Origin of the sequence: Streptomyces sp. NPDC048473, from assembly GCF_043200155.1 — a bacterium.
Classification (GTDB): Bacteria; Actinomycetota; Actinomycetes; order Streptomycetales; family Streptomycetaceae; genus Streptomyces.
On record NZ_JBICXE010000029.1, the window covers coordinates 18,071 to 36,764 of the forward strand.

Genomic DNA, 18,694 nt, shown 5'->3' on the forward strand with positions numbered 1-18,694 from the left:
CTGATCTTCCATGCCCCGAGGAGTCCCCACGAGCGCCGTCGCCGGGTGGGTGCAGGTCACTGGCCTGTCCTTCCGTGGGTGTCAAGGCGGCTGAGGCTGATGAGATGTGCGGCCGGGCCGGGTTTGGCCACTCTGTATGGAGCGAGCGACTGGGCCGGTTGAACCGGAAAGTCGATCACCACGGAGCGGCAGCCGCCGACTTGGCGAGTTGCCGGCGGTATGGGAGCCATCGGTCTGCTGCGCGCCAGCTGCACCGTCCAGGGCTGGGGGAGCGGCTGACCTGTTCGGGTGCGGCAGGCTCATGTGGTGGTGTGTTCGAGGGAGTTGTTCCAGGCGTTGATGCCGTCCGAGGCGAGGAGGGGGTGCCTCTATGCCTTTGGTCAAGCGGCGCGTGGGGTTCTGGGTTCGTAGAAGGTTCCGTCTCGGAGCATGGCGAACAGGACGCTGGTGCGGTGGCGGGTGAGGCGGAGGAGGGTTTGGGCGTGGGTTTTGCCCCGGGTGCGGCACCGGTCGTAGTAGCTGCGGGAGGCGGGATCGTGCAGGGTTGCGAACGCGGACAGGAACATCGCTCGTTTGAGCTGGCGGTTCCCGCCTCTCGGGGCGTGTTCGCCGTGGATGGATGTGCCGGATTGCTTGGTGGCGGGCGCGAGGCCGGGCGCGCGGCCGGTCACCGTTGCATCGCGAGGCCGGGCAGGTAAGCGACCTTCCGCGTACATGATGGCGATGTCGTCCGCGTGGCCGGCGACGACGCCGAGGTCGCGTACAGCCTGGCCTGCCCGCTGATGGCCGCGGCCAGTAACCGGTTCGGCCGCAAACCGATGCTGCTCGTCGCGTGCGGCGGCTTCACCGTGGCCACCCTGCCCGCTTTCTGGCTGATCGGTACGGGGCTGACGGGCGCGATCGCGGGCACGGTGGTGCTTGCCGTACTGGTCGCGGTGATCGGCACGTCCAATGTGCCCGCGATGGTCGAGATGTTCCCCGGCCAGCTGCGGGAGAGTGGTTCGGCCATCGGCTACACCGCCGCGTACGCTCTCTTCGGCGGCACCGCCCCCTTCGTCGCGACCGGTCTGGTCTCCCTGGGCGGAACTCCCCTGGCCCTTGGCTTCTACCTGATGGGGCTGGGGCTGGTGTCCGCTCTGGTGGTGCTCTTCTCCTTCCGGGAGACGCTGCGCCTGCCGCTGACACGCACCACCGTGTACGAGGAGTAGCGCCGTCCCGACGAGCGGCGGTGGCCGGCCCGGAACTCCGGGCCGGCCACCGCCGTGTGCTCCTCGTCCTCGCCGTACGGGATGATCTCGCGATCGGCGTGGAGGTTCCTGCTTCGAAGTCGGCCGGCTGAAGGCCAAGCTCGCCATCACGCCTTTGCGGAGATTCCCCGGCCGGGGTGCGACCAGGGCCTCTCAACCGGGTCGTGAGTGCGAGCTCCGGGCAATTGCTTCGAGGGCGATCTCGGCGGCGCGGGCGATGAGCGCGTCGTCGCGTTCGGCGTTCTTGGTGTCGCGGCGGGAGAGGACGGCGAGGGCGACGGGGGCGGCGCCCGGGGGCCAGACGATGGCGATGTCGTTGCGTGTGCCGTAGCCGCCCGTGCCGGTCTTGTCCCCGACCTGCCACCCGTCGGGGGCGCCTGCGCGGATGGTGTTGTCGCCGGTCGTGTTGCGCTTGAGCCAGTCGGTCAGCACGGCCCGCTTGTCCGCGGGGAGCGTGGTGCCGAGGACGTACGCGTTGAGATCCATGGCCAGGGCGCGGGGTGTGCTGGTGTCGCTGAGGTCGCCGGGGGCGGCCTCGCTGAGGTCGGCTTCGTAGCGGTCGCAGCGGGTGACGTCGTCACCGAGCGTGCGAAGCGCGTCCTGCAGGCCCCGGGGGCCGCCCAGTTCGTGGAAGAGGAGGTTGGCCGCGGCATTGTCGCTGTAGCGGACGGCGGCGTCGCACAACTCACGCAGGGTCAGTCCGGTGGCGACGTGCTTCTCAGTGATCGGCGAGTTGCTGATGAGATCGTCGCGGCCGTAGCGCACGAGCCGGTCCATCTGCCGGAGGGAGTGCTTGTCCAGCATGGCGGCGGCAAGCAGCGCCTTGCAGGTGGAGGCGTAGGCGAAGCGTTCGTCGGGCCGGTGGGTGACGGTCCGGCCGCTGCCGGTGTCGAGGGCGTACACCCCTAACCGGGCGTCGAACTTCCGCTCCACTTCGCCGAATGCGCGCTCCGTATGGGGATCGACCGGTGTCGATGTGGCGGGCTCGGTGGCGGGTGGAGTCGTGCCCGATGGACTCGGGGAGGCGGCACCCGGCGTGGCCGCGCATCCGGAGAGTGGCAGGGCCGCGAGCCCGGCCAGTGTGGCGAGAGCGGCACGACGGGAGACAGGGGGTCGAGAGTGCATGATGTGCGGGCCTTCTGTTCCGAGGTGTGTTCACAGTGTTCGCATCGCGGCATGGGCGGCGGGTGGTCGGCATGCCGACGCCCACGACTTGCGGCGGTGGTGGTGCCGAGCTGTACGACCGCCATCCTCTCAGCGGGCGAGGTTGCCCAGGAACCGGGCAGCGGCCGGACCTGCGTCGGCACCACAGGAACCCCCGTCTTCCAGGAGCACCGCCCACGCGAGGTCGGAGTCGCCCTGGTACCCGATCATCCAGGCGTGGGTGCGCGGCGGGCTGTCGGTGCCGAATTCGGTGGTTCCGGTCTTGGCGTGCGGCCGGCCGGGCAGGTCCCTCAGCATGTGGGCGGAACCGTCACGTCGTTCCCGTCGGCTGCGGAGGCGTCGGAATCCGTGGAGCCAAGCGATGGTGCGTTCGAGGACCCAGCGGTGAACCCCGGCGCCGCACGGACGGCTGGGCACAGTGTCGAGGAGTACGGCGCATCGAGCTTTGTCGCACTGCGTGTCCCCGCCTCCTCGGCGGGCGCCCTGTGGCTGCCCAACGAGGCGCGTCGGGGGTGCAACCCTGATGGAAGCATTGTCCCGCGCCACGGCGACCACCTGCGGGTTCGGGCGCGTGGTGCGCCGGCCCACCGGCGGCCTCCGTGGTTCTGCGCGGAGGTGGTTTGCGGCTCCTACTGGTAGGTCACGGTGATCGGGGCGTGGACAGTGTGCCGCGGTACGGTGACGGTCAGGATCCCGGAGGCGGCGTCCCAGTGGTAAGCGTGCGGGGACAGGCGCGCGTCGTTGGCGGTGACGCGGGTGGGCGCGCTCGCCCCCATGATCGAAAGGGTCCACTGGCGGTCTTTCACCTGACCGCGGAAGGAGCCCTGCGTGGGGCTGATCGACACCGTGTGCCGCCCGCCGGACTCCTTGTACCGGATCTCTGTCGTGGCGCTCCGGCCCGGGCCCGCGGTGGTCCCGTTGTCCTCGTAAAGGCTGGAGGACCCCGAGCCGCCCGCCGCGATGGTGAGCGTGACGTCGGTCAGCGCGCTCCGGTCGTCGTGGGCGACGTCGTGCGTCCGGGTGGGCACGATGCCACCGGCCTTGATGAATACCGGCATTGAGTCCAGGTCGGTGGTGACATCCTGGGTGGTGCCACCTGCGTACGTCTTGCCGGTGAAGTAGTCGGTCCACTGGCCGGGCGGGAACCAGACCGAGGTCGTGGTGGAGGTCCCGGGAGTAGTGACGGGGGCGACCAGGACGTCGGAGCCGTAGAAGTACTCGCTGCCGGCGCTCGCATACGCCTGCTGCTCGTCCGGGTACTCCAGGTACGTGGGCCGGACGATCGGCACGCCGGTTCGGTTCGCCTCCTCGGCGAGCGTGTAGGTATACGGCACGAGGTTCTCGCGCAGGTTGAGGAACTTCTTCGCCGACTCCTTGGCCGCCGCGCCGTACTGCCAGGGCAGCCGGTCGCTGTGGTTGCTGTGCAGGCGGTCGATGGGCTGGAAGGCGCCGAACTGGACCCAGCGTGCGTACAGGTCGTCCGGCAGCTTGTATGTGGTGCGGTTCTGTCCACCGTCGGTGTACGTCTCCGAGCCCTTCAACCCCGTGGTGTCGTTGTGGCCGCCGATGTCATGAGTGATGGCGGCCATCCCGGTTGCGGCCGACTCGCCGGGGGTGTAGCCCACTTCGAGCTTCAGCGTTCCCCAGGTGGAGGAGGTGTCGCCGGTGAAGTGCACGGTGGTGCGCTTGTCCGCCCAGGGACCGGTGGGCAACGCCTGCTGGCCGCTGTATCCGCCGGCCTGAAGGGAACCGTAGGCGCGCGACAGGACGAATCCGCGACCGAGGGTTTTGCCGGTGGCGGTGGCGTACTGCTGGTTGATCCACGCGTCCGGAGTCACCCCCGGCAGCGAGGACTGCGCTGCGTCACAACACCAGTCCAGCCACCAGAAGTCGTTGCCCTGCTGGTCCATGGTCCGGTGCAGGTCCATGTATGCCTTGAGCTGGTCGGGGTCGGCGAAGTCGAAGGTGTAGCAGTCGTTGTTGACGCTGGCACCCGCCGCACAACCGCCCTTCTGCAGCTTGCCCGCGGCAGTGGCCTGTGCCTGGGCGAACTGAGGATCGGAGGCGAGGATGCTGGGGTGGACGTTGAGCGTGTTGTGCAGGCCCTGGGAGGCGGACCAGTCGAAGAAGCCCTTCGGGTCAGGGAACTTGGCGGGGTCGATCTCCCAGCCGCTCCAGGAGTTCACGGCCTTGAAATCGGTGTCCGTGACCAGCACGTCGAGCGGCACGCCCTCGGACCGGAACTTCGGCAGGATCGTGCTCTCGTAGTCCGTCGCGGTGCGGTCGATGTACTCCGAGTACCAGATGCCGTACGCCCAGCGGGGCAGCAGCGCGGGCGGCCCGGTGAGCGTGGCCAGGTCGGTGAGCCCCCGCTTGTAGTCGTGTCCGTAACCGAAGACGTAGCCGTCGTGGTAGGGCGCGCCGCCGTGGCCGGGGCGTGGGGTGACCGTCTGCGAGGCGGTGTCGTACAGCGCCGACGGGGTGTCGTCCAGCAGGTACCAGCCGTCCTGGTTGAGCAGGCCGGGCGTGGTCACGGGGGAGTTGCCGTTGCCGGTGACGCCGTCGAGGCCGCGGCGATATCCGCCGAGCGCCACGTGCGGCGGCGGGGCGGCGGCCGTGGGCGCGGCCACGGAGACGGTGTCCGCGTTCACGTGGCAGTTCGCCGCTTCAGGGCAGTTCAGGGTGATGTCGTTGGCCCCCGCCTTCAGCATGACGGGCAGCGAGGTGGTCTCCCACGTGTCCCAGTCCTTCGTCGCGGGGAACGACAGGGTGTCGGCGATCCCACCGGCGGATACGGTGGCGGTACGCGTCTCGTGCTTGCCGTCGCCGCCCACGCCGTTGGCGTAGCGGACCCGCAGGGTGTAGACGCCGTCGGAGGGAACCTCCACCACGTGGGTGGTGAGGCTCGACCCCTGGTCGAGGTCGGCGACGAAACCGCTGCCGGCGTATCCCTTGTGGTCGGTGGCGCTGACCGCGGTGCCGTCGATGCGCCCGGCCTCCGCCTCGCAGCTCACGCCGAAGCGGCAGTCCGCGATCGCGGTGCTGGAGACGGGCGGGTACGCGTCGCCCGCGTGGAGCAGGGCCACGCTGTCGATGTTGACGTTGCCGGAGTCCGAAGCGGTGCGGGCCAGCGTGATCGTGTGGTGCCCCGCGCCGAGTTGGACGCTTGCGGAGGCGAGGTTCCACGTATTCCAGTTCGCCGTGGACGGCAGGCTCACCTTCTGCTGCGCGCCGCCGTCCACGGAGAGGGTCAGGGTACGGGTCTGGGCCTGACCGTCGCCGCCGAGGGAATTGGCGTACCGCAGGTCGAACTGGTAGGCGCCTGCACTCTTGACATCGATGTCAGCGGACACCGAGCTTCCGGCGCTCTCGAATCCGGCAGCGAAGCCGGTCCCGGTGTAGCCGCTGTGATCGGACGCCACGGAGACCCCGCCGGCCTGCAGGTTCTCGGCCTCGCACAGGGTCCCGAGCGTACAGCTCAGGTGCTGCCAGGGGGTGGCAGTCACCGGGGTTTCGCCGGTTGTCAGTTGCACCGAGAGATTCTGCGCGTCGAACTGCCCCGAGCCGACCTTGTATCGCAGAGTCATGGCGCTTGTCCTGATGGTGAGCCAGCCCCCGGACGTTTTGGCGGTGTACGCCGCTGCGGTGAACCCGTCGCGGCCGATCGCGTTGAACGTCGGGTCGTCGGTGAATTTCCCGTCGCCCGCGTACTCGGTGCGTATCAATGTCGGCGAGAGGATCTCGAAACGGGCATCGCCGGCCGAGACGGTCGGTATCCGGTGACTGTGCGATCCGCCTGCCGATGCGGGACCGACGCCGGCCACCATCGTCATCGCGGCGGCGGTGCTCAGGGCGGCGGCAAGACCGATCTGCCCGCGCAGGGATCGCGACCGCCGCCTCGTTGGTACGGGTCTCATGGGCGACTCCGTTTCTCACGTCGACCGGTCGGCTCGTCCGCACCGATCCGGTCGCTCTTCCATCGTTGGAAAACGTTCAAGTGGCATGACAGCACGCCCACAGCGCGATGTCTATGAGGATGATTCACAACGTTGAAAACTGCATGGATGAGGAGGCTGCAGTCGCACGAGGCCGAGCGGTCGGTTACTGAGGCGCGCGGCTGTCGCGACGGCTGGCCGCTCAGTACGAAGTGGGCTTCGCCCCCGCACCAGGTGCTGAACTACCTCGTGACAGGGAGCGACTCCGCTCTCGGCCGGCTGAAGGGGCTGCCCGCTGAGGCGGTGGAGCCGGCCGTCCGCTGGGACGGATGGCGGGAGATTCTGGGCCGCCGGGACCGGCTCGCCCTCTTGTCGAAGCGCATAGCAACCGCCCGGTTGCCCTTCAACTTGTTGATCAGCCGCTCGACTTCGTTCCTGCGCGCAGACCGTGCCTACTTACTCTGCAGCTTCCCCAGCGGGTTGGGGTCTTCCTCCAGTGCGGCGGCCGCCGTCTTCCAGCTGGTGTCCTCGGCGTAGAGGGCGCTGCGCAGGAAGGCCGAGCGTCCTGGAATCGAGGTGGGTGGGCTGCAGGACCACGAAGCCGTGAGCGGCCCAGAAGTCCGCCAGCGGGGCGTAGCCGTTCATCGACCAGCCGAAGCCGTGCGAGAAGGCGATGACGGGTAAATCGCTGCCGGTCGCGGGGGCGGACACGCGGACCTGGAGGTCCTCACCGCGGCCCGGGGCGGACAGGACGACCGGCTTCGCGGATACCACCGTGGTGGGCGCCCCACCGTTCTTCTGCGCGTTTGCGGTGTTCGAGTCGGACATGGAAGCGCCTTCCGTTCAGATTCTTCACACTTGTGGCACGGTGAGCCCGGCGGTCAGCGGCGCCGCAGTGCCGGGTCGAGCAGCGCGGGCGGGGTGTCGTTCTTCTCGTGCGCGGCCAGGTCGGTGCCGGGAGCGACAATCGCGTCGAGCGCGTCGAGCACGTCGGCGGAGAGCACGGTGTCAGCGGCGGCGAGCTGCGGGTGCAGGTGGTCCAGTGTGCGGGGACCGATGAGCGCGCTGGTCACGGCGGGATGCGCGGTCACGAATCCGAGCGCGAGCTGGATCATGGTCAGGCCGGCCTCGTGGGCAACCGTGGCCAGCTGCTCGACGGCATCGAGCCTGGCCCGGTTGGCGGGGATGGCGGTGTCGAAGCGTTGCGGCAGGAACGTGGAGCGGCTGGTGGTGATGGACCGGCCCTCGCGGATCGCGCCCGACAGCCAGCCCGAAGCCAACGGGCTCCACACCAGCACACCGAGCCCGTACTGCTCGGTCACGGGCAGCACATGGGTTTCGATACCGCGCTGCAGGATCGAGTAGCTGGGCTGTTCGGTGACGTAACGGCTCAGGTGATGCTCGCGAGCGGCCCACTGGGCCTGCACGATGCGGTAGGCGGGGAACGTCGAGGAGCCGAAGTAACGGATCTTTCCCGCGCGCTGCAGGTCGGTCAACGCCGACAGCGTCTCCTCGTCACTGGTGCTCGGGTCCCACCGGTGGATCTGGTAGAGATCGACGTGGTCGACACCGAGGCGGCGCAGGCTGTTGTCCAACTCGGTGACCAGCCAGCGGCGCGAACTGCCCTGATGGTTGCGCTCGTCACCCATCGGCAGGCTTGCCTTCGTGGCCAGCACGATGTCGTCGCGACGGCCGGCGATGGCCTTGCCGACCAGCTCTTCCGATTCGCCGCCGCTGTACGCGTCGGCGGTGTCGATGACGTTGATCCCGCCCTCGAGAGCGGCATCGACGATGGCGGTGACCTCGTCCTGGGTGGTGCGCCCGATCTTGCCGAAGTTCATCGCGCCGAGCGCGAGGGAGCTGACCTGCACACCGGTGCGGCCCAAGGTGCGGTACTGCATGACCGTGTTCCTCCATTGCGGGTGAAGCGTGGTGGCAATGCATGGCTTGGTTGTCGGGCCCCTGCTCTGACATCATGAGCAAACGGAACCTTGTTCCGGTTGACGATACGGAACGCTGTTCCGCTTTGGCAAGCTCGTTAGCAGAGGAAGTGGCGCGGTGAACGACAGCGACGAGGGCGCGGGGCACGCGGCCCAGTCCAAGCGCAAGGACGCCCGGCGCAACCAGCAGACCCTGCTGGATGCGGCCGCCGCGGTCTTCGTCACCTCGGGCGTGGAAGCGCCGGTACGCGACATCGCGGCCAAGGCCGGCGTCGGGCTGGGCACGATCTACCGCCACTTCCCCACCCGGGCGGACCTCGTCATCGCCGTCTACCGCCACCAGGTCGACGCCTGCGCCGAGGCCGGCCCGGCCCTGCTGGCAGCCAGCCCGACACCTCACGCCGCCCTCGGACGGTGGGTCGACCTCTTCGTCGACTTCCTGGTCACCAAGCACGGCCTCGCGGCCGCACTGCAGACCGACAACGCCGGCTTCGAAACGCTGCACGCCTACTTCCTCGACCGCCTCCTGCCGGTGTGCACCCAGCTCCTCGACGCTGCCGCCGCCTCCGGTGAGATCCGCTCCGGCCTCGACGCCTACCAACTCATGCGCGGCATCGGAAACCTCTGCATCGGCGCCGACAGCGACCCCCGCTACGACGCACGCCAACTGGTCGCGCTCCTCGTCGCGGGACTACGCCAACCGCGCTGACCGCGGCACCCGTGAATGACAGGGTCCTCGCGTAAACGGTCATGTGCGAGAGTTCCGCGAGAGCCCCGGACGTGATCACGTTTCGCAGGTCGGCGAACGTGTGGTACCCCGGCAGGCATGACCCGCCGCCCATCACTCGTAGCTCTTCACGGAACTTGAGGGTGCGTCACTCACGGCGTCGGCGTCCTCGACGGTCAGTGCGGGCAGGACGGCAAGGAGCACGGCGACGAGGAACGCGGTGTGGTAGGCGGTCAGGTTCGGCATGGAGCGGCCGGCGATCGTGCGCGTGGTGCCAACGGTGGCGAGCAGGGCGATGCCGGTGGCGCTGCCGAGCTGGCGGGACATGGTGAAGGCGTAGTGGTGCGGGACGGCGGCGCCTCCGACTACCGGCAACTCCTCGCCGCGATCCGCGCCGATGTGCGCCCGGGTGAGACCTGCGTCATCCTCGGCGACTACAACACCGACATCCGCCACCAGTACATCCAGACGGCCCGGACCACTGCCGGCGCCCAGGCGAACGAGATCCTCGCCCGGCCCGACCGGGCCACCCACCAAAACGACAGCGAACTCGACTACGCCCTCACCAAACGGCACCCCGAGTATGCAGGCCAGGGTGCCCCGCGGACTCGGCTCGGACCACTTCCCCGTCGAGTTCAACGCCCCCGGACGACCGGTGCCCCCGTCGCCCGGCCGTCCCGCGAACACCTACTCCGTGGGCTACGTCAACGTGGCCACCGGCTCCGCCATGGACGCCCCCGACGACGCCTCCGGCCGCGTCATCACCCACCCGCAGCGCTTCAATGCCCAGTGCTTGCCTCGCGGGCCGGGGTCCGCGTGCGCCACGACGTCGGCTGCAAGGAGGCCGACCACTTCGGTGGCCGCCTCCACGTTCCCCGGCCACCGGCACATCGTCAGCCGCGTCCGTGCGCCGTGCTGTCCCGTACCACGAGCCGCGTGGGCACCAGCGTCGTTCCCCGCTCGGCCTCGCCCAGCCGCACCTGGCGCAGAGCGCTCTCCACGCAGCGGCGGCCGACCTCGGCGAAGTCCTGGTGGACCGTGGTCAGCGGGGGAAGGAACGAGCCCGACTCCGGGATGTCGTCGAAGCCGATGACCGAGACGTCCTGGGGGACCTTGCGGCCGCGCTCGTCGAGGGCGCGCAGCAGGCCGAGCGCCATCTGGTCGTTGGCGGCGAACACCGCGGTGCAGTCGTCCTGTTCGGCCAGGTGGAGGCCCGCGCGGTAGCCCGACTCCGCCGACCAGTCGCCGCGCACGAGGGGTGGTGGCACGCGGCCCGCCTCCTCAAGTGTCTTGCGCCAGGCGTCTGTTCGACGTTGCGCCGCGTACGACGCCTCCGGTCCGGCGAGGTGCCACACCGTGCGGTGACCGAGGTCGAGCAGGTGCAGCACGGCGTCCCGCGTGCCGCCCGCCTGGTCGGTGTCGACGACCGCGTACCGGTCTCCGGCGTCCGAGTCCGCGACCACGATCTTCACGTGCGGCGGCAGCGACAGGCTCGCCGAGTCGAGCAGATGGACCTCCATGATGACGATGACCGCGTCCACCGCCAGCTCCCCCAACCGGGAGAAGGCGCCGCGCACTTCGTCCTGGGTGGGGACCGCGACCGGCAGCAGCGTGACCGAGTACCCCTCCTGTGCGGCCGATGTTGCGATGGCCTCCAGTGTGCGCACGTTGCCCGTCGTGGACAGCGTGAATGTGATCACGCCGATCGTGCGGAAGTCGCCCCGCTTGAGCGCGCGGGCCGCGCTGTTGGGCCGGTAGCCGAGCTCTTTCATCGCCGCGAGCACCCGTTGCCGCGTCTCCTCGTTGACGCCGGGGAAGCCGTTCGAGACGCGGGACACCGTCTGCGAGGAGACACCCGCGACCCGGGCGACGTCCGCCATCGACGCGTTCTGTGTACGGCGTCGGCCACCGGCCCTGCCTCGCGCCGGGGCGCCGTCCGTTGCTCCCACCGTCTTCCCTCACCAGCTGTCTCGTTCGTATACCGAGAGACGGACTCTTGACCGTGATCAACGGGGCGGTGTAGACATGCCGCCACCGAATGTTTACGTAACCATAACAGCCGTCGGCTCCTTGCGCGTCGAAATGGTTACGCAAACATCAGGGTCACCACCCGCGAGGGATGTATGAGCGAGGGACGCGAGATGACGACGCTTCAACCGTCGGCGGCCACAGGGCGCCGCCCGGCCGGACCACCGGCCGGGCGGGCGCGCCGCTCGTGGGCGGGATGGGGGTTCATCGGCCCCTTCGTCCTTGTCTTCACGCTGGTCTTCCTGGCGCCGCTCGGGTACTCGATCTATCTGAGCCTCTTCAGGACCCAGCTCATCGGCGGCACCACCTTCGTGGGCCTCGACAACTACCAACAGGCCCTGCAGGACAGTCAGTTCTGGGACGGGGTCGGGCGCGTCGGCCTGTTCCTCCTGATCCAGGTGCCGATCATGCTGGGCCTCGCCCTGCTGATCGCGCTCGCCCTCGACAGCGGCCGCCTCTACGGCAAGGACTTCTTCCGGATATCCGTCTTTCTGCCGTACGCGGTGCCCGCCGTCGTCGCCTCCCTCATGTGGGGCTTCATTTACGGCACCCGCTTCGGCCTGGTCGGCGACATCAATGACGCGTTCGGCGTGAAGCTGCCCGACCCGCTCTCCTCCGACCTGATCCTGGCGTCCATCGGCAACATCGTGACCTGGGAGTTCGTCGGCTACAACATGCTGATCTTCTACGCCGCGCTGCGTGTAGTCCCGCACTCGTTGTACGAGGCGGCGGAGATCGACGGCGCGGGACAGTGGCGCGTCATCTCGGCGATCAAGCTGCCGGCCATCCGCGGTGCGCTCGTCATCGCCACCATCTTCTCGATCATCGGCAGCTTCCAGCTCTTCAACGAGCCCGCCATCCTCCAGAAGCTGGCACCGAACGCGATCACCACCGACTACACCCCGAACTACTACACGTACTCGCTGTCCTTCTCGGGCCAGCAGCACAACTACTCCGCGACGGTCGCCATCGTCATGGGCGTGATCACCATGATCGTCGCCTATGTCGTCCAGCTGCGCGGCATGCGCAAGGGAGCGTGAGCCCAATGACTGGACTGAGCAGTACCACCACCGCTTCCCGGCCCGCGACGCCGCCGAAGTCCGCCGCCCCGCGCCTGCGGGCCCCGCGCCGCCATACCCCGGGACGCCCCAAGCGGAGTGTCCTGCTGACCGTGCTCACCGTTCTCGTCCTGCTCTACAGCCTCGTACCGCTGCTGTGGCTGCTGATCAGCGCCACCAAGACACAGCAGGGCCTGGCGGGCTCGTTCGGCCTGTGGTTCGACGGGGACTTCGCCCTGTGGGACAACATCACCCAGACCTTCACGTACCAGGACGGTGTCTTCGGCCGCTGGCTCCTCAACACCCTGCTGTACGTGGTGGTGGGCGCGGGCGGCGCCACCTTCCTGGCCGTTCTCGGCGGGTACGCGCTCGCCAAGTTCGACTTCCCGGGCAAGCGGGGCGTGTTCGCGGTCGTCATCGGCGCGGTCGCGGTGCCGACGACGGCGCTGGCCGTCCCGACATTCCTCATGTTCAGCAAGATCGGCCTGACCGACACGCCGTGGGCGGTCATCATCCCGTCCCTGATCTCGCCGTTCGGCCTGTATCTGATGTGGGTGTTCGCCACCGAGGCGATCCCCACCGAACTGATGGAGGCCGCCCGCATCGACGGCGCGAGCGAGGTGCGCGCCTTCTTCCAGGTCGCGCTGCCGCTGCTCGCGCCCGGCACGGTCACCGTTCTGCTCTTCACCACGGTCGCGACGTGGAACAACTACTTCCTGCCGCTGATCATGCTGAAGGACCCCGACTGGTACCCGCTGACCGTCGGACTCGACGCGTGGAACAAGCAGGCGTACGCGGCCGGTGGCGAGGTCGTGTTCAACCTGGTCATCACCGGCTCGCTGATCACCATCGTGCCGCTGATCGCCGCGTTCCTGCTGCTCCAGAAGTACTGGCAGTCCGGTCTCGCTGCCGGAAGTGTCAAGGAGTAGACGCAGCAAAGATGTTCAGCCTTCACCGTTTCTGAAAACACTCTGTAGGACCACGACGAAGTGGAAGCATCGCCATGCCCAAGCACCCCCGCCGCCTGCTGCGCGGCATCGGTATCGTCTGCGCCCTCGCCCTCGGGGTGACCGCCTGCGGCAGCTCCGACGACGACAACTCCAGCCAGAAGAAGGTCGGTTCGGCCGATATCCAGGCCGCCCTGAAGAAGGGAGGCACCGTCACCGTGTGGGCGTGGGAACCCACCTTGAAGCAGGTCGTCGCCGACTTCGAGAAGAAGTATCCGAAGGTCGACATCAAGCTGGTCAACGCGGGCACCAACAACGACCAGTACAAGGCTCTGCAGAACGCGATCTCGGCCAAGAAGGGCGTCCCCGACGTCGCGCAGATCGAGTACTACGCGCTCAGCCAGTACGCGCTGACAAAGTCGGTCACCGACCTCAAGTCGTACGGTGCCGAAAAGTTGGCCGACGCGTATTCGCCGGGCCCGTGGAACTCGGTGCAGGCCGGTGGCGGCATCTACGGCCTGCCGATGGACTCGGGACCGATGGCGCTCTTCTACAACAAGAAGGTCTTCGACAAGTACAAGATCGCCGTGCCGACGACGTGGGACGAGTACGTCGAGGCGGCCCGCAAGCTGCACAAGGCGGACCCGAAGGCGTACATCACCAGCGACCTCGGCGACGCGGGCCTGACCACCAGCCTTCTGTGGCAGGCCGGTTCGCACCCGTACAAGGTCGACGGCACCAAGGTCGGCATCGACTTCACCGACGCGGGCGCGAAGAAGTACACGGAAACCTGGCAGAAGCTCATCGACGAGAAGCTCGTCTCCCCGATCGCCGGGTGGAGCGACGACTGGTACAAGGGCCTCGGCGACGGCACCATCGCCACGCTGCCCACCGGTGCGTGGATGCCGGCCAACTTCGCCTCCGGTGTGAAGGGCGCCTCCGGTGACTGGCGCGCGGCCCCGATGCCGCAGTGGACCAAGGGGGCGACGGACAGCTCGGAGAACGGCGGCAGCTCGCTCGCGCTGCCCGAGCTCGGCAAGAACAAGGAACTCGCGTACGCCTTCGTCGAGTACGCCAACTCCGGTGCGGGCGTGCAGACCCGCATCGAGAACGGCGCGTTCCCCGCGACCACGAAGGACCTGAACTCCGAGGCGTTCCAGAACACCGAATTCCCGTACTTCGGCGGCCAGAAGGCGAACAAGGTCTTTGCCGAGTCCGCGAAGAACGTGCCTGCCGACTGGAAGTACCTGCCGTACCAGGTGTACGCCAACTCGATCTTCAACGACACCGTCGGCAAGGCCTACATCTCCGGCACGAAGCTGGCCCAGGGCCTGAAGGCGTGGCAGGACGCGTCCGTCAAGTACGGCACGGAGCAGGGCTTCACCGTCGAGAAGTAGCCCCCGGAGCCTTTGAGGCTCCCCTTCGCACCATCGGATCTCGGAAGGACCTGCATGACCTCCCCCCTCACCTCCCGTTTCCCGTACCCGGCGGGCAGCGACGGCAGCCGACGCCTCGGCTACGGCGCCGATTACAACCCCGAGCAGTGGCCGCGGGAGGTGTGGGAGGAGGACGTCCGGCTGATGCGCGAGGCCGGCGTGAACGTCGTCTCCCTGGCGATCTTCTCCTGGGCTCGGCTCCAACCCACTCCTGACACCTGGGACTTCGTCTGGCTCGACGAAGTCATGGACATGCTGCACGCGGGCGGCATCGGCGTCGACCTGGCCACCGCGACCGCGTCCCCGCCGCCGTGGCTCACCACCGCCCACCCGGAGATCCTGCCGGTGACCGCGACCGGCGAGACGCTCTCGCCAGGCGCGCGCCAGCACTGGCGGCCCACCTCGCCGGTCTTCCGCACCCACGCGCTGCGCCTGGTACGGGAGTTGGCGAATCGCTACGCCGGCCACCCCGCCCTGGTCGCCTGGCACGTCAACAACGAGCTGGGCTGCCACAACGTCTACGACTACTCCGACGACGCCGCCCACGCTTTCCGGGCCTGGCTGCGCCGCCGCTACACCACTCTGGACGCCCTCAACCAGGCCTGGGGAACCGCCTTCTGGTCCCAGCGCTACAGCGACTGGGACCAGATCCTGCCGCCGCGCCTCGCCGCCTCGCACCCCAACCCGACGCAGCAGCTCGACTTCAAGCGGTTCTCGTCAAACGCGCTCAAGGACCATCTGCTCGCGGAGCGCGAGGTGCTGCGCGAGCTGACCCCGGACGTGCCGGTGACCACCAACTTCATGGTGATGGGCGGCACGAAGGGCATGGACTACGCGGACTGGGCGGGCTCGGGTGCGATCGACTTCGTCGCCAACGACCACTACGTCGTCCCCGGCCCGCAGGACCGCGACGAGCTGTCCTTCTCCGCCAACCTGACCAGCGGCATCGCGGGCCATCGCCCGTGGTTCCTGATGGAGCACTCCACCAGCGCCGTGAACTGGCAGACCGTCAACCTGGCCAAGAAGCCGGGCGAGTTGGCGCGGGACTCGCTGCTGCACGTGGCGCACGGCGCCGACGCCGTGTGCTTCTTCCAGTGGCGCCAGTCGGCGGCCGGAGCCGAGAAGTACCACTCGGCGATGGTGCCGCACGCCGGTGCCGACAGCGAACTGTTCCGCTCTGTCACCGCGTTGGGGCGGACCCTCGAAACGCTCGCACCGATCGCCGGAGCCGAGCGTGAACCCGCCCGCGTGGCCGTCCTGTTCGACTGGGACTCGTGGTGGACCAGCGAGCAGGACTCCCACCCCACGTCACGGCTCGACTACCACCGCGAGGCCCTCGACTGGTACTCCGCGCTGCTGCGGCTCGGCATCCGTGCCGACGTGGTGCCCGCGCACCGCACCGACCTGACGTCGTACGACGTGGTGATCGCGCCCGTACTGCACGTGGTGCCCCAGCCTTTCGGCAAGGAGCTGACCCGGTACGTCGAGGGCGGCGGACACCTCGTCACCACGTACTTCTCCGGCGTCGTCGACGAGAACGACCACATCTGGCTCGGCGGCTACCCTGGCGCCCTGCGCGAGCTGCTCGGCATCCGCATCGAGGAGTTCGGGCCGCTGCTCGACGGCGCCACCGTCGACCTCGACAACGCGACGACCGGCAGCCTGTGGACCGACCGGATCACCGTCACCGGGCTGGATGTGGAGGTGCTCGCCCGCTACCGCAGCGGGACGTACGCCTCCCGCCCGGCCGTCACACGCTGTACGGCGGGCCGCGGTTCGGCCGCGTACGTCTCCACCCGACTCGGCGCCGAAGGCCTCGCCACACTGCTGCCGGAACTGCTCGCACCGGCCGGCGTCACCAGTGAACTTCCGGACGGAGCACGAGGGCTGGTCGAGCTGACCGTGCGCCGCGACGTCGACAGCCGCTACCTCTTCCTGGTCAACCGCGGCGATGTGCCGGTGCCGCTGCCCGGCGTGACCGGTGAGCTGCTGCTCGGCCCCGCGGCGGAGGGCGGCCTCGTGCTGCCGCCCCGGGGCGTCGCCGTGCTCCGGCAACCCGCCCCCTGAATCGCACCACAGCAGTACCAACTATCCGCCCATACATACAATTTGGGAGCACACGTTGGCACGCCGTACCCGCACAGGACGACTCATCGGCCTCGTCGGCACCGCCGCCCTGGTCTCCGGAGCCGCCCTCACCACCGCCCCGCCCGTGACGGCCGCAGCGTCGACCGCCGCCGTCACGGTGACCCCCGACCCCTCGTACCAGCAGCAGAAGTTCGAGGGCTGGGGCACCAGCCTCGTCTGGTTCGCCAACGTCACCGGCGGCTACCCGAAGGAAATCCGCGAGAAGCTCGCCGACCTCCTCTTCGGTGACGACGGGCTAGCCCTGAACATCGCCCGCTACAACATCGGCGGCGGCAACGCCCCTGACGTTAAGGACTACTTGAGGGCCGGGGGAGCGGTCGACGGGTGGTGGAAGGCCCCCAAGGGCGCCACCCGCGACGACACCGACTGGTGGAGCGCCGACGACCCGGCGGACTGGAACCCGGACGCCGACGCGACGCAGCGCTGGTGGGTGGACCGGATCAAGGACGACATCGACCATTGGGAGACGTTCAGCAACTCGCCGCCGTACTTCATGACGGAGAGCGGGTACGTCTCCGGCGGCTTCGACGCGACCAAGGACCAGCTCAAGGCCGACTCGGTCGACGACTTCGCCGCGTACATGGCGGGCGCCACGAAGCGCCTGGAGAAGGCGGAGGGCATCAAGGTCGACACCGTCGACCCGTTCAACGAGCCCAACACCGGTTACTGGAAGACCACGTTGGGCGCCGACGGCGAGCCGACCGGCGGCCGTCAGGAAGGCGCGCACATAGGCCCCGAGCTCCAGCAGAAGGTCATACGCGCCCTCGCCCCCGCGCTGAAGAAGGCGAAGACCGGTGCGGAGATCTCGGCCATGGACGAGACCAACCCGGGCATTTTCTCGACGAACTGGAACAGCTACCCGGCCGACGTGAAGAACCTCGTCGGGCAGATGAACGTCCACACGTACGGCACGGGCGGCCGCACCACCGTCCGCGACCTCGCCAAGGCGGCCGACAAGCCGCTGTGGATGAGCGAGGTCGAGGGCGACTGGGGCGACGGACAGTCCTTCACCGACATGCGGCCCGGCCTCGGCCTCGCCCAGCAGATGGTGGACGACCTGCGCGAACTGGAGCCCACCGCCTGGGTGTTCTGGCAACCGGTCGAGGACTACGACAACATGAAGCCCGGCGGAGAGTCCGCCAAGGGCGGCAACTGGGGCAGCATCCAGGTCCCGTTCAGCTGCACCTCCAAGGACACCCTCGCCAGCTGCCCGGTCCAAACGAACACGAAGTTCGATACGGCCCGCAACTTCACGCACTACATCAAGCCGGGCGACCGGCTGATCAAGACGGACGAAACCTCCAGCGCCGCCGCCGTCGCGCAGTCCGGCAAGGGCGCCACCGTCGTCCACGTCAACCGCACCACGGACGCCCGCACCGTGACGCTGGACCTGTCGAAGTTCGCCCGGATCGATCAGGACGCCACGGTCACGCCCGTCGTGACCAGCGCCGCCGGCAAGCTGGAGCGGCACGACGCCGTCCCGGTCGGCGACAAGAAGGCCACCTTCACGGTGCCCGCGCAGTCGGTGACCTCGTTCGTCGTCGACGGGGTGTCCGGTGTCACGAAGGACGCGGCGACCCTGCGCCAGGGCCGCACCTACGAGCTGACAGGCATGCAGAGCGGCAAGGACCTGACCGTCGCCGACGACGGCAGCAAGCTCGTCATCAAGGCCGGCGCCTCCGCCGCAGGCCAGCAGTGGCAGCTCCAGCGGATCAGCGGCGACGACGCGGACAACCGCAAGCGGTACGTATTCACCAGCGCGGCGAGCGGCAAGCGTCTTGCCGTACGCAACGATGTACCGGTCGTTGAACCAGACACCGGCCGGCGTGACGCGGCCGTCCAGTGGATCACGTCGTCGACCGGCGACGGCACCTGGACGCTCGTCAACGCCGGGACCGGCAAGCTCCTGGAAGTCGGCGGTCAGGCCACGAACGACGGCGCCGCCGTCAGCACCTGGCAGCCCAACTCCGGGGCGAACCAACTGTGGAAGGTCACCGACGTGACTCCGTAGACGTACTGGGCCCCACGGTGATCCGCCGTGGGGCCCGGCCGTACGTCGCAGAT

12 protein-coding genes and 4 pseudogenes are annotated in these 18,694 nt (G+C 68.7%); 7 read left to right on the forward strand and 9 right to left on the reverse strand.

What is annotated here, in order from left to right:
- Positions 1-380 precede the first annotated feature (380 nt).
- A pseudogene (locus tag ACGFU7_RS33700) lies at positions 381-653 on the reverse strand (transposase); the annotation flags it as partial.
- A gap of 81 nt (positions 654-734) precedes the next feature.
- On the opposite strand from ACGFU7_RS33700, the gene ACGFU7_RS33705 reads away from it, so the two are divergent.
- Entirely contained in the window at positions 735-1,208 is a 474-nt protein-coding gene (locus ACGFU7_RS33705; RefSeq protein WP_393700964.1) for an MFS transporter, read from the forward strand.
- A gap of 192 nt (positions 1,209-1,400) precedes the next feature.
- Here the strand turns inward: ACGFU7_RS33705 and bla are convergent, their stop codons facing one another.
- From bla to ACGFU7_RS33735, 6 genes and pseudogenes are all read right to left on the reverse strand, one after another.
- A complete protein-coding gene (gene bla, locus ACGFU7_RS33710) occupies positions 1,401-2,372 on the reverse strand; it encodes a class A beta-lactamase (RefSeq protein WP_393700966.1) in 972 nt (323 codons plus the stop codon).
- Between the two features lie 129 nt (positions 2,373-2,501).
- Positions 2,502-2,723, reverse strand: a pseudogene (locus tag ACGFU7_RS33715) (penicillin-binding transpeptidase domain-containing protein); the annotation flags it as partial.
- A pseudogene (locus ACGFU7_RS33720) lies at positions 2,724-2,804 on the reverse strand (IS5/IS1182 family transposase); the annotation flags it as partial. It lies immediately after the preceding pseudogene.
- A gap of 236 nt (positions 2,805-3,040) precedes the next feature.
- A complete protein-coding gene (locus ACGFU7_RS33725) occupies positions 3,041-6,238 on the reverse strand; it encodes a TIM-barrel domain-containing protein (protein WP_393701086.1) in 3,198 nt (1,065 codons plus the stop codon).
- 645 nt (positions 6,239-6,883) lie between these two features.
- A pseudogene (locus ACGFU7_RS33730) lies at positions 6,884-7,174 on the reverse strand (chlorophyllase); the annotation flags it as partial.
- Positions 7,175-7,227: 53 nt separating this feature from the next.
- Positions 7,228-8,247 (reverse strand): aldo/keto reductase, encoded by a 1,020-nt coding sequence (locus ACGFU7_RS33735; protein ID WP_393700968.1) that lies wholly within the window; start codon positions 8,245-8,247, stop codon positions 7,228-7,230.
- A 157-nt stretch (positions 8,248-8,404) separates the two neighbouring features.
- Between ACGFU7_RS33735 and ACGFU7_RS33740 the strand changes: the two genes are divergently transcribed.
- The gene (locus ACGFU7_RS33740; protein WP_393700970.1) at positions 8,405-8,995 is read left to right on the forward strand and encodes a TetR/AcrR family transcriptional regulator; all 591 of its coding nucleotides are present in this window, start codon (positions 8,405-8,407) and stop codon (positions 8,993-8,995) included.
- Positions 8,996-9,127: 132 nt separating this feature from the next.
- Here the strand turns inward: ACGFU7_RS33740 and ACGFU7_RS33745 are convergent, their stop codons facing one another.
- Positions 9,128-9,469 (reverse strand): hypothetical protein, encoded by a 342-nt coding sequence (locus ACGFU7_RS33745; RefSeq protein WP_393700972.1) that lies wholly within the window; start codon positions 9,467-9,469, stop codon positions 9,128-9,130.
- Between the two features lie 437 nt (positions 9,470-9,906).
- A complete protein-coding gene (locus tag ACGFU7_RS33750; RefSeq protein ID WP_393700974.1) occupies positions 9,907-10,893 on the reverse strand; it encodes a LacI family DNA-binding transcriptional regulator in 987 nt (328 codons plus the stop codon).
- A gap of 261 nt (positions 10,894-11,154) precedes the next feature.
- Between ACGFU7_RS33750 and ACGFU7_RS33755 the strand changes: the two genes are divergently transcribed.
- The 5 genes from ACGFU7_RS33755 (at position 11,155) to ACGFU7_RS33775 (ending at position 18,641) form a co-directional block, all read left to right on the forward strand.
- Positions 11,155-12,081, forward strand: a complete 927-nt coding sequence (locus tag ACGFU7_RS33755; RefSeq protein ID WP_393700975.1) for a carbohydrate ABC transporter permease — start codon at positions 11,155-11,157, stop codon at positions 12,079-12,081.
- Positions 12,082-12,086: 5 nt separating this feature from the next.
- The gene (locus tag ACGFU7_RS33760; protein WP_393700977.1) at positions 12,087-13,028 is read left to right on the forward strand and encodes a carbohydrate ABC transporter permease; all 942 of its coding nucleotides are present in this window, start codon (positions 12,087-12,089) and stop codon (positions 13,026-13,028) included.
- A gap of 74 nt (positions 13,029-13,102) precedes the next feature.
- Positions 13,103-14,443, forward strand: coding sequence for an ABC transporter substrate-binding protein (locus ACGFU7_RS33765; RefSeq protein WP_393700979.1), 1,341 nt, complete (start codon positions 13,103-13,105; stop codon positions 14,441-14,443).
- Positions 14,444-14,497: 54 nt separating this feature from the next.
- Positions 14,498-16,549 (forward strand): beta-galactosidase, encoded by a 2,052-nt coding sequence (locus ACGFU7_RS33770; protein ID WP_393700981.1) that lies wholly within the window; start codon positions 14,498-14,500, stop codon positions 16,547-16,549.
- Positions 16,550-16,604: 55 nt separating this feature from the next.
- Positions 16,605-18,641 (forward strand): RICIN domain-containing protein, encoded by a 2,037-nt coding sequence (locus ACGFU7_RS33775; RefSeq protein ID WP_393700983.1) that lies wholly within the window; start codon positions 16,605-16,607, stop codon positions 18,639-18,641.
- Positions 18,642-18,694 lie beyond the last annotated feature (53 nt).